Origin of the sequence: Lysinibacillus sp. NPDC093712 (assembly GCF_050280025.1) — a bacterium.
In the GTDB taxonomy this organism is placed as follows: Bacteria; Bacillota; Bacilli; order Bacillales_A; family Planococcaceae; genus Lysinibacillus.
Window position 1 is genome coordinate 313,797 of sequence record NZ_JBNNUU010000004.1, and the last position, 11,756, is coordinate 325,552.

Annotated in this window: 10 protein-coding genes; 5 read left to right on the forward strand and 5 right to left on the reverse strand. The window is 38.4% G+C overall.

The window, feature by feature from the left end; all coding sequences use genetic code 11:
* Positions 1-2: 2 nt before the first annotated feature.
* Positions 3-1,133 (reverse strand): LuxR C-terminal-related transcriptional regulator, encoded by a 1,131-nt coding sequence (locus tag ACQKNX_RS16955; RefSeq protein ID WP_427429887.1) that lies wholly within the window; start codon positions 1,131-1,133, stop codon positions 3-5.
* A 190-nt stretch (positions 1,134-1,323) separates the two neighbouring features.
* Here ACQKNX_RS16955 and ACQKNX_RS16960 point away from each other — a divergent pair, with 190 nt between their 5' ends.
* The 3 genes from ACQKNX_RS16960 to ACQKNX_RS16970 all read left to right on the forward strand — a co-directional run bounded on the left by ACQKNX_RS16960 (position 1,324) and on the right by ACQKNX_RS16970 (position 4,488).
* A complete protein-coding gene (locus ACQKNX_RS16960; RefSeq protein ID WP_427429888.1) occupies positions 1,324-2,079 on the forward strand; it encodes an SDR family NAD(P)-dependent oxidoreductase in 756 nt (251 codons plus the stop codon).
* Positions 2,080-2,099: 20 nt separating this feature from the next.
* Positions 2,100-2,843, forward strand: a complete 744-nt coding sequence (locus ACQKNX_RS16965) for an SDR family NAD(P)-dependent oxidoreductase (protein ID WP_427429889.1) — start codon at positions 2,100-2,102, stop codon at positions 2,841-2,843.
* Positions 2,844-3,105: 262 nt separating this feature from the next.
* The gene (locus ACQKNX_RS16970; protein ID WP_427429890.1) at positions 3,106-4,488 is read left to right on the forward strand and encodes a dipeptidase; all 1,383 of its coding nucleotides are present in this window, start codon (positions 3,106-3,108) and stop codon (positions 4,486-4,488) included.
* Positions 4,489-4,892: 404 nt separating this feature from the next.
* On the opposite strand, the gene ACQKNX_RS16975 is transcribed toward ACQKNX_RS16970, so the two are convergent.
* Together ACQKNX_RS16975 and ACQKNX_RS16980 are read right to left on the reverse strand one after the other, a co-directional pair.
* Positions 4,893-5,465: a nitroreductase family protein gene (locus tag ACQKNX_RS16975; RefSeq protein WP_427429891.1), complete on the reverse strand. Its 573-nt coding sequence runs from the start codon at positions 5,463-5,465 to the stop codon at positions 4,893-4,895.
* 102 nt (positions 5,466-5,567) lie between these two features.
* On the reverse strand, positions 5,568-6,062 hold the full coding sequence (locus ACQKNX_RS16980) for an amidase domain-containing protein (RefSeq protein WP_427429892.1): 495 nt from the start codon (positions 6,060-6,062) through the stop codon (positions 5,568-5,570).
* 184 nt (positions 6,063-6,246) lie between these two features.
* Between ACQKNX_RS16980 and ACQKNX_RS16985 the strand changes: the two genes are divergently transcribed.
* Entirely contained in the window at positions 6,247-7,269 is a 1,023-nt protein-coding gene (locus ACQKNX_RS16985) for a DUF2804 domain-containing protein (RefSeq protein ID WP_427429893.1), read from the forward strand.
* Between the two features lie 92 nt (positions 7,270-7,361).
* Here ACQKNX_RS16985 and ACQKNX_RS16990 read toward each other — a convergent pair whose 3' ends face one another.
* A complete protein-coding gene (locus ACQKNX_RS16990; protein ID WP_427429894.1) occupies positions 7,362-8,081 on the reverse strand; it encodes a glycerophosphodiester phosphodiesterase in 720 nt (239 codons plus the stop codon).
* Positions 8,082-8,216: 135 nt separating this feature from the next.
* Here ACQKNX_RS16990 and helD point away from each other — a divergent pair, with 135 nt between their 5' ends.
* Entirely contained in the window at positions 8,217-10,445 is a 2,229-nt protein-coding gene (gene helD, locus ACQKNX_RS16995) for an RNA polymerase recycling motor HelD (RefSeq protein WP_427429895.1), read from the forward strand.
* Between the two features lie 384 nt (positions 10,446-10,829).
* Here the strand turns inward: helD and ACQKNX_RS17000 are convergent, their stop codons facing one another.
* The gene (locus ACQKNX_RS17000) at positions 10,830-11,696 is read right to left on the reverse strand and encodes a GNAT family N-acetyltransferase (RefSeq protein ID WP_427429896.1); all 867 of its coding nucleotides are present in this window, start codon (positions 11,694-11,696) and stop codon (positions 10,830-10,832) included.
* Positions 11,697-11,756 lie beyond the last annotated feature (60 nt).

An 11,756-nucleotide genomic window follows, 5' to 3' on the forward strand; every position in this document is an offset into this window, starting at 1 on the left:
TGTTAGCTTAACAGCCCTAAACGAAAAGATGAGGCTACGACCTGTGTTCGATTTTTTGCTTTGAGCTTTGTCATGAGACTACTTACATAATCTCTGATCGTATGCTCGCTTAAAAATAATAAACTGGCAATTTTTTTATTATCATATCCTTCAGCAAGCAGGCCGAGTATCATCGACTCCCTTTCCGTTAAATGAAGTTCTGTATTTTTCTCTACCTTCTCACTCTTACGTGATAAAAATAAGCCTAAACGCTTTCCTACTTCCTCAAGAAGCGTTAATTCTTCCTTTGTACAATCGAATTCCTCGCCTAGCTGATCAAATGTTAGCCAGCCGAATAACTGATCCACCCCAACAATAGGAATAAAAATAATTGAGGATAAACCAAATAATTGGATATGCTCCTCCTTGACGTAATTTTTTGGGCTTTTTAAATAAATTGGTTTTCTTGAACTAAGTATAGTGTTTTCTCCAGTTAGCTCCCCTTTCATGCTTTGCACCTTAGGAAGCTCTGCGCCAATAACTCCGTAAAATTGATTGGACCATGGGACATATGCGTAAAATACACATCTCTTATAGCTAAAATATTCTTCACATTTTTTTAAAATATAGGCTAAGTCCTGATAGCCTGAGGAACTGATAAGCAATTTATCGAGCATATCTAATAACTGTAAATGTCTCAATCCCTCATTTTCAGTAGGCATGTTACTACTTTTGCCTTCTCCCTCACAGTCATAGTAAAGCTGTACTAGAGATATAAATAATGATAAAACATACATTAAGACAGCATTCGTTCGACTACTCTTTTGTTGAATCATAAACGTAATCAATGACTTTTCAAATATTAATTGGAATAAAGTAAAGCTCTTCCTATCAATAATGGATAATTGTGATTGTAGCCACGTATTAAAAAAATACTTATCATCACCATTTAATTCATCAATGTTTGTATGTGTCAGTAAGCGTAAAAATGAATCCAATAGCAACGCTACTCTATTTCGTTCTGTTTCGCCTATAGTAGGTTCTAGATTGAGGTAAATATTCATATTCTCTTTAATTTGTTTATGATGAACTTTAATAAATAACACAAACTCTTGCAGTGTTACTTCTTCAATTGGCTGAAATGGATGCGTCATAGGAAATTCTTCTCCTTCACACTAAAATACCCCTATAAATGGAGGATATTCACTCACTATATTATACAGCATCTTATAGGATAGTATTTCAAATTGACGATAGTAAAATAAAGGTATCGCTAAACAATGCGAATACTTTTGAATCCTAAGGTAATTATATAACGAGAAATACTGAAAGGGGCATGTATAAATGAGACTGGAAAATACAGTAGCTATTATTACAGGTGGAGGAACAGGAATCGGGAAAGAAACTGCACTATTGTTTGCCAAAGAAGGAGCAAAAATAGTTATTACAGATATAAACGAACAATCTGGTAACGACACAGTACGTGATATTCAAGCTATTGGCGGTGAAGCATTATTTGTACGTCATGATGTTAGCAATGAAGAAGACTGGAAAAAGGTCGCAGATGAAACAATCAAAACATTTAACCAAGTGGATATTCTTTTCAATAATGCAGGTATCTATATTATTAAACCACTTGCAGAAATCGAACTATCTGATTGGAATCGCTTAATGTCCATCAATGTAACAGGTGTCTTCTTAGGCATGAAGCATATTATGCCACTTATGGCTAAACAAAATAAGGGCTCTGTTATTAATGCTTCTTCTATTGCTGGCTTAACAGGTGCTGCTGGGCACGTACTATACGGAGCTAGTAAAGGAGCTGTTCGCATTATGACAAAAGATGCTGCAATGGAATATGCTCCATATGGCGTACGCGTAAACTCTATCCATCCAGGCTATATTGACACAGGAATGGCAGACTATGCGTCCGCAACAACTGGAAGCTCTAAAGATGAATTAGGTAAAAATCTTTTCCCATTAGGACGTTTAGGTTCTGTTAAGGAAGTAGCGCAAACAGTATTATTTTTAGCTTCTGATGAGTCTTCCTTCTCAACAGGTGCAGAATTCGTCATTGATGGCGGAGCAACAGCAAAATAAAAATAAAGGTGGTCATATATATGAAACTACAAGATAAAGTAGCAATCGTAACAGGCGGTGCTAGCGGTATCGGTGAAGCAACCGTTCGTCTTTTTGCACAAGAGGGTGCAAAAGTAGTCATTGCCGATTTCTCTGAGCGCGGACAAAGCATCTCAGATGAATTAAATAATAATGGTTTTGATACACTCTTCGTGAAAACGGATGTCACTATCGAAGAAAACATTAAAAACATGATTAATGAAACTGTTACTAAATACGGTAAACTTGATATTATGTATGCGAATGCAGGTGTAGCTGACGATGCACCAGCACATGAGTTATCTTACGAAAAATGGAAAAAAACAATTGATATTAATTTATCAGGTGTATTTCTTTCTGATAAATATGCAATTGAACAGTTCCTTGCTCAAGGTACAGGTGGCGTTATTGTCAACGCTGGTTCCATTCATAGTTTTGTTTCCTTACCTAATCCTACAGCATACTCATCTGCAAAAGGTGGCGTAAAATTATTAACACAAAACCTATGTACTGCCTATGCTAAACAAGGTATTCGTGTAAATGCGGTATGTCCTGGCTATATCGACACACCTCTATTGGCAGAAGTAGATGCTAAAAATAAAGAATACTTAGCATCCCTTCATCCACAAGGTCGTCTTGGTAAACCGGAAGAAATCGCGAAAGCCGTTCTATTCTTAGCAAGTGATGACGCAAGCTTTGTTAACGGCACAACACTTCTAGTCGATGGCGGTTATACTGCTCACTAATTAATAAAAAGATCTGATTTCGAGAAAACATCGAATTCAGATCTTTTTTTATAGAAATGATGGACTTATGTGAAGGTTATCGACCAGAGAGGTTAGGCAATACTCAAAAGAAGACGATGGATGTCTAAGGCATCATCTTCAGCGAAAACTAGTGGAGCAAAGCATTAATAAAAACTGGAAAAACCTTTGTAATAACAGGATTCCCCAACCACATTATGCTATACTATTTCTATTATCGAAATATTGAAAGAGGGATGCTAATATGACGCAAGTAGAGACATTAAATGCTTACTTTACAGAACATCGCGAGGCACACTTAAACGAGCTCAATGAATTTTTACGTATTCCAAGTATTAGTTCGTTATCAGAACATAAGGATGATATTCAACACGCTGCTGAGTGGCTTGCTGATGCTTTCAAGAAATTAAACTTGGAAAATATCTCAATTACACAAACTGCTGGTCACCCTGTCGTTTATGCTGACTGGTTACATGCAGAAGGCAAACCAACTATTCTATTTTACGGCCACTATGATGTACAGCCTGTAGATCCATTACATTTATGGGAAACAGAGCCGTTCAATCCTACAATTCGTGATAACAAATTATTTGCACGCGGCGCAAGTGATGATAAAGGCCAAGTGTTTATGCACTTAAAAATGATTGAAGCACTATTTGCGACAACAGGTACTTTACCAGTGAACGTCAAATTCATCTATGAAGGTGAAGAAGAAATCGGAAGTCCACACCTCCCTGCTTATGTCGAAGAGCATAAAGAAAAATTAGCTGCAGATTTAATTTTAATTTCAGATACAGGTCTTTATGGTCCAGGTAAACCTGCAGTATGCTATGGCTTACGCGGTCTTACAGGCGTTCAAATTGATGTTCGTGGAGCAAAAGGCGATTTACATTCTGGCCTTTACGGTGGAGGCGTGCAAAATGCTATCCATGCATTAGCTGGAATTTTAGCATCCTTCCGCGATGAACACGGCACAATTCAAGTAGAAGGTTTCTACGACAAAGTATTACCATTAACAGATGAAGAACGTGAAGCTTACCGTGCGCTAGGCTTTGACGAAGACTCTGTAAAAGAGGAAGTTGGCGTATCACAATTATTTGGTGAAGCTGGCTATTCTTATTTAGAACGCACTTGGGCTCGTCCAACACTAGAAGTAAACGGTGTATTCGGTGGCTTCTCTGGCGAAGGCATTAAAACTGTACTTCCTGCTGAAGCCGGTGCGAAAATTACATGCCGACTAGTGCCAAATCAAGATCCAGAAGAGATTGTTGCATTATTAAAAGCACATATTGAAAAACATAAGCCTGTTGGCGTAGACGTAACCATTTCAGAATTCGATAAAGGACGTCCATTCTTAACACCATTTGATCATCCATTTATTCAAGCGGCTGGTCGTTCATATGAAAAAGTTTATAATGTCCCAACTGCTTACACACGTGGCGGTGGTTCGATTCCAATCGTTGCTGCATTTGATGAAATTTTAGATTTACCTGTTGTTCTAATGGGCTTCGGTTTATCGAGTGAAAACTTCCATGCACCAAACGAACACTTCCATTTAGAGAACTTCGATAAAGGTCTACGCGTATTAGGCGACTACTTATATGAGGTTGCAGCGTTACAAAAATAAACAAGGCGATTGCTAGTACAAAAGAGAAAAGTGTTAGATTGAATGCAATCAATCTAACACTTTTTTTACTGCGACCGTTGTTGTTCGCTACGGCGGACGCTTTCCGCGCGCACACCGTCAGCCACAACCCTCGCTAACGCGCGGTTTGTTGCGTCTTACGCTGCGTGCATTCCCGCAGGAGTCGCCGCTGATGCTACCAACAACTAGTGCCCTCCTCTATATTCCTGTAAGATTATGCACCAACCACTTTCGTTTTCCCACGAAGTACGACGGTTTTTCTCAGGATTACTTACAATGCATTATGATTCAATAAAACCCCCTCACCAGTTGGTGAACTGCATCCCTATTGTTAGACACATCTAACAATTGGAGTGCAGTTCATAGCAGGGGGTTTTTTCAATCATCTATTCACCGAAATTTGTAACAAATTCTGCTGATTTTTTACGTTCTTTCCCTTTTGGAACTTCATCAAAATATCCGACTTGTAGCATTGCAATTACACGTTCACCTGGCTGTACTTTCAAAGCCTCACGGAATTTCGGATTGTCTAAGAAGCCTGGTGTTTTCCAGCAAGTGCCGATGCCTTTCTCCCAAGCTAACAGCTGGATATTTTGAATGAAAATGCTCGCTGCTGCATAATCTTCTAAACGCTCTTTTTGGCGTGCATCCTCTGGCACAATGACAAAAGCAAAGCCACCTGGTAGTGTAAATTTCGTCGTTTGCTTAGCTAAATCTTCACTAGAAAGATCTTGCCATTTTGGGATAGCTATATCACGCAATAAATGTTGAACTGCAACTAGCTCATCATCACAAGCTATAACTAAACGCCAAGGCTCACGATTACCGTGGTTTGGTGCCCATATAGCATCATCAATAATGCTCAATAATTCTTCACGATTTACCGGCTTCCCATTAAATTTCTTTATAGAACGGCGGTTTATAATTGCTTCTCTTACTGATAATAATTGTTCACTCATTTTCTATTATCTCCTTCTATTTATATTAGAATATTGATTATTCGTCATTAGTTCTATCTCCAACATTATCACAAAATGATGAGCTTTAAAACCGCCAACTCTCTAAGCAAAACTATCATCTATATGGTAGAAGTAATAGGTCATATTAGGGGTATACGCCGTAGAATCCTGATAAAGATATGGCCTGTTAATACTATCGGAAGTATGTGCATTCACATAAGGAATTCCATTTTGTATACTCGTGACAATAACGGAATGATCGATTCTGCCGTCTCCTTGAAAATCGTAAAATATGATGTCCCCAAGCTCTAACTCTTCTGCAGATTGCACACGTGTAGCCTTCAAACCAGTTTTTGAGCCCTCTAAATACCATCTAAGAGAATGTGCGACAGACCAGCTAAAACTCCAGTTGCCTTGCTGAATCCACCAACCCCGTTCTCTATTTGGCGCCCCTCTCATCGGCGCCCCTCCAGCAAGTAAGCATTGCGAAATATAATTCGTACAATCGACATCAAAGTTTGGAAATGCTGGATTGCGTCTATTCCACCATAAATTCGCATATTGAACAGCTGCCTGTCTGTTATACATTTTGGCCACGCTTCCCCTCCTTATGACCATCATATGACTACATCATTCGTTCTATTAATTAGGTCCTTCATCGTATTATTGCTGAAAACGGTTATATCAGGCGCTATCTTTTCCAATTTCAAGATAGTTTTTGCTACAATAAGATTAAACAAATTGGCATTTTTTTATTTTACGAACAGAAGGGATGTTGAATGTGAAGCAGCATGCTGAGAAAGAAATCTTACAGCCTACTCATTTATGCGATAAAAAAGGTAATTTAAATCCAGCTGCTATTGGATTTGCACGAAAACCTCTCATAAATAGCAATTTAAGTGGTCATATTATGCGTAAAAAGAAATGGAATTATTGGTGTGTCTATGGTGATGAGATTTTATTCTCCGCAACTATTAGTCATCTCGATTACGCAGCAGTCTGCTTCGTGTATTTCCTTGAATATGAAACTCAGCGCTATTTTGAAAAAACAATAACAGTTCCACTTGGTGGCAAGCTTAAAATGCCAACACACGTGCTTGAATCCGTATCTTTCAGTAATAGTGAAATGTCGATTGATATGACCTATATTCAAAACGAAACACATTTATCTGTTTCAATTCCTACATTTGATGGCGATGCCCTAAGTGCGAATTTAATTATTCAGCATCCACCTGCAGACGAATCGTTAAATGTCGTCATTCCATGGAATCGTAGAACATTCCAATTTACAGGGAAGCATCATATACTCCCTACATCAGGAGATGTGACTATCGGTAATCGTCACTTTACATTTACTCCCGAGGAAAGTTTTGCTGTACTTGATTACGGGCGGGGTGTTTGGCCTCGAGAAGCCACATGGAATTGGGGAATGGCATCTCAGCGAGTTCGTGGCAGACGTATTGGACTCAACTTAGGTGGTAAATGGACTGATGGTACGGGAATGACTGAAAATGCGGTTTTTGTTGATGGGAAAATGACAAAAATACATGAGGACTTACTATTCCATTATGATCGCGAGGACTATATGCAACGCTGGAAAGTGAAGACGAAATTCACAAATCAAGTCTCTCTAACGTTCTCCCCATTTTTTGAACGTATTGCCGCAACAAATGCAAAACTCGTCAAATCGGAAGTCCACCAGATGTTTGGCTATTATGACGGTACTGTTCTATTGGACAATGGTGAGACACTTGTTATTAAGCAAATGCTTGGTTGTATCGAGGAACATCAAGCAAAATGGTAAGCGCCTAAAATACTTATTAAGTTCATATGTGCTGCAAAAAAATTCGCCCTCTTTTCAAAAAGTATCGCGAATTTTTTTGCATATTAGCCTCTTTACTTTGTTAATCCGGCTAGTATTGCTTCTGGGTCATCTGTAAAAACGGCTTGTATACCAAGCTTTTGCAATTGTTTCGCATACTCTAGGTCATTAACTGTGTATACACGTATCGTTGCCCCTTGTTCAAGTGCTACTCCTATTGATCTCCTAAATGCTGTTGGTAAACTAACGTGGATAGCATCTGCAGGGATTTTTGCCGTATATGTTGTAAAATCAACTAAAATTTCAGCAAATAAAGCCGCTGTTTCAATGTATGGTGCCATCTGAGATACAGTTTGAAGCGATTCATGATTAAAGGAAGAAATAATTACTCGCTCAGTTATTTGGTGCTTCGCAATTTCCTTTAACACAAGCGCCTCAATTCCCTCATACGGAAAGATATCGGTTTTTAGCTCGATATTAATACGGTGATGTGTAGCAACGAAAAGCTCTAATACTTCACCTAATGTTGGAATACTCTCACCTTTATATTCTTCTGCAAACCACGAACCATATTCATATGAACGAAGCTGTTGAAGCGTTAAGTCTTTCACATAGCCTGAACCGTTTGATGTGCGGTCAATCGTTTCATCATGGATGACTACTACCTCCCCGTCCGCAGTGACATGAACGTCCAACTCAATGCCCGCAATTGGTAGCTTGGAAGCCGCATAAAAAGCAGCTTTTGTATTTTCAGGATAGTGTGCAGATACACCTCTATGTGCAAATAGATCCAAATGCAAAACCTCCTTCTAATCTTTACTTAATAGTATAACAATAAGTGAATTATGATATTTACACTTGATAGGTAAAATTTTGTATAGTAGTATGAGAATCTACTTGAATTTGTAAGTACTTAGGAGGTGCTAAAAATGACTGTAAAACACCCGGATTTTCAGGCTGAGCTGGAGAGGCTAGCATACACCCAAAATTATATGCAACAAATCTTAAATGAATCACAGCGTGATTTGCAATCTGCGCAAGAAAATATTCGGAAGTCCATGGCAGATCTTGATTATTTAGATTCCAGTTTAAGTTATTTGAATATTTTAACAAACGCTCGCTTCTTTGAAATGGCTCGGAATCAAAAGGAAGGCTTAGAAGCCGTACAAAAAAAGCCATATTTCGCTCGAATTCATTTCCAAAAGACTGGTGATCCTGAGGAATTTTTGTATATCGGAAAAACATCCTTGTTTCACCGTGATACACATGAACCGATTATTGTAGACTGGCGTTCACCTGTGGCAAATGTCTACTATGATGGACGACTGGGAGATATGGAATATGATGTACGTGGAGAAATTCATAAAGGACATTTGTTTGCCAAGCGACAATATAAAATCGAAGATGGAGAATTACTCGATATTCGGGATATTGACTTAACGACAAATGATGAATTACTCCAAGAGGCATTAGCAGGAAAAGCAGATGTACGTCTAACAGAAATCGTCTCCACCATACAAAAAGAACAAAATGATATTATCCGCGCGCATCTTCGCCAGCCAATTATCGTTCAAGGAGCCGCTGGTAGTGGAAAAACAACAATTGCTTTACACCGTATTTCGTACTTTTTATATACAATGGGCGAACATTTTAATCCTGAGCAGCTCATGATTTTAGCACCAAATAAGCTATTTATTGATTATATCGGCGATGTCCTACCAGAGCTTGGTGTTGATAAAATATGCCAAACTACGTTTTCAGATTATGTCCTTGCAGCAACAAAACTAAAACTAAAGCTTCGCAATCCTAACGAACAGCTGGAATCATTAGTAATAGGTGGCACTGATCAGCCTTCTGCGTGGATTTCTGAAGTTAAGGGTTCCCTCTATTATCGCGATATGATCGAACGCTATTTACAAAAAATCGAACTGCAAATCGCTGAACAATTCGAAGATGTATTTATTGAAAAATATCGTATAATGCGTGCCTCTCATTTAAAAAAGTTGTTTTTATATGAATTTTCTTATATGCCAATTGAAAAACGACTCGCACATATTAAAAAGGTGCTAGCCAGTCATGTTCGGCAAAAAAAACAAGCTGTCTTAAATATGTTACATGCGAAGTACGATGAAGCACTCGGCAAGGCACTTAATGGTATACGTGATGCAGAGAAGCGTAAAAACATTGTCACTAAATTTATAGATGAACGTGATGAACGTATGCCAGCAATTGAAAAAGAAGCAAAATCGACGGTATCTGTCTATATGCGCCGCTTTGCAAAATATAATGTAAAAACGCTCTATCGTACACTTTTAACAAATGCCGAGCTATTAGCAGAAGTCGCACCAGAATGGCATTATTTAGAGCAACAGCAGTTTTTACAAGTACATGCTAAAGAGCAATGGATGCTAGAAGATTTAGCTGCTCTCTATTATTTACAGGCACGACTAAAAGGTATTGCAGATGAGTGGAAAATGCGCGTTGTCTTTATCGATGAAGTACAGGACTACAGTCTATTCCAGCTAGCCGCTCTAAAAGCAGGGCTAGAAACCGATATGTTTACAATGGTAGGTGATTTAGCTCAAGGAATTCATAGCTACCGTTCACTAACAGCTTGGGAGCCTGTACAAAATTTATTCCCTCGCGCCAGCTTCAGAACACTTCAAAAAAGTTACCGAACAACCATTGAAATTATGGAGGTCGCTAACCAAATTTTAATGCAAATGGATGAGCAGCTACCTTTAGTCGAGCCTGTAGTCCGTCACGGGGATGCGCCAACTTTTATACAGGCAGCTTCTTTTAATACGAAGCAAATTAAAGAAGTTTTTGATCGCATTAAAGCAAGCCGGCATCAGTCGATTGCTTTAATTTGTAAAACTACAGCTGAAGCCAAATCAATGCAACAGGCTTTGACGAGTGATGCTATCCCTTGTCAACTTCTCACCGAGGATGAGTCTATTAATCAGCAAGTCTTACTTGTAGTACCAAGTCATTTAGCAAAAGGACTGGAATTTGATGCTGTCATTGTTGCTGCTTTTGATACTCCTTTCTTTGATACTAAAATTGATAGAAAGCTACTTTATGTTGCACTAACTCGTGCAATGCATGAGCTTTATTTAATCGGTCCATCAAAAAAGACATTTTTATTAGATAATTAAAAATCGGCATGCCATATTACTATAAGCTAAAAAAATAGCACAGTAGGATCTTGCCCCCTAACATGCTATTTTAACGTTGGATAGCCTTGCTCAATCATATTAGATAAATAAAACTATAAAATTATTTATGTCGCGGTGGTAGTCTGTAAAACTTTCCTTTTGATAAGTACGCTTTAACAACCTTCCACCATGAGCGAGGTGCTTCCCTCTGAGGAGACTTTTTTTTCGGCAATGCTGGCATACGCATGAGAACGACCCCTTTCTTCAGGCTTATTAATACTATATGGACATAGTACACATTTATGATAAAAATGAGGATTTTAACAGTTTCTTAAAAATAAAAAAGTGAGAAGTGATGCTTATCGCTCACTCCTCACCCATCATTTAATTTTTTACATAATAGTCTAGTTGCTGCGCTTTCATAAAGCCTGCTCTCTCATAAATGGAAATCGCTTTTCTATTTTCGATTTCTACATCAAGCATGACAAATTTAGCGTTTTGTTTACTTGCATAGTCTTTTGAAAAAGACAATAAAGCTGTACCGATTCCTTGCCCTTGATACTGCGGATGTACTGCTAGGGCTGTCACCCATTGTATTTCATTTTCCTTAACTGTCGCCACCGTACCTACAACTTGACCGTCTTTATGTGCTACCCATAATTTTCGACCATTCGTTGACGTATTAAAGGCAATTAGCTCCTCAGATTCTGATGGCAAATCTCCAAACGCCTCACTATAAATAGTGATCAATTCAGTCTGTTCTCCTGCAAATGGGGCTATATGAATATCATTTCGTAGTTCAACTGACTCTGCTTTCGTTTCTAGCGTCGCTTCTGAAAAACTGTATGAATAACCGCACTTTTCGATAAATGTATGCCCAAAAGGAGATCCATCAATAACTACTGCTAATTGACCTTCTGCTCCTCGCTCTTGTAGTCCAGCTTGTAATACGTTAACTAATGCTGTCCCAACTCCCTTTTGGCGATAAGCTGGTGTAACTACTAGCGACCATTCATACGTATGTAGCCCCATTAAATCAATAGCACTTGCAGCACCAACTAATTCATCATTATCATCTTCATAAGCGAGCACCATAAAACCTTTTGATTCAAAAGAGCCTGCTAATGGAATATTCATAATCGTTTCATATACACGATAATCATTTAAGGTTGCTTCTTCGCATAATATTTTTAATTCATTCAGTGTTTCCTTGTCCAGCGGGAATGACACTGTAATTACTGAAATGTTCATTGTTTACTCCGTTCTTAAACCAGACTATTGCCCTATTGTAGCAAGAAAGAAAATAAACTG

Excerpts from the sequence above, each read along its gene's own strand:
- ACQKNX_RS16970 (WP_427429890.1), top strand. The coding sequence starts at position 3,106 with ATGACGCAAGTAGAGACATTAAATGCTTACTTTACAGAACATCGCGAG.
- ACQKNX_RS16955 (WP_427429887.1), bottom strand. The coding sequence starts at position 1,133 with ATGACGCATCCATTTCAGCCAATTGAAGAAGTAACACTGCAAGAGTTT.
- ACQKNX_RS16960 (WP_427429888.1), top strand. The coding sequence starts at position 1,324 with ATGAGACTGGAAAATACAGTAGCTATTATTACAGGTGGAGGAACAGGA.
- helD (WP_427429895.1), top strand. The coding sequence starts at position 8,217 with ATGACTGTAAAACACCCGGATTTTCAGGCTGAGCTGGAGAGGCTAGCA.
- ACQKNX_RS17000 (WP_427429896.1), bottom strand. The coding sequence starts at position 11,696 with ATGAACATTTCAGTAATTACAGTGTCATTCCCGCTGGACAAGGAAACA.
- ACQKNX_RS16965 (WP_427429889.1), top strand. The coding sequence starts at position 2,100 with ATGAAACTACAAGATAAAGTAGCAATCGTAACAGGCGGTGCTAGCGGT.
- ACQKNX_RS16975 (WP_427429891.1), bottom strand. The coding sequence starts at position 5,465 with ATGAGTGAACAATTATTATCAGTAAGAGAAGCAATTATAAACCGCCGT.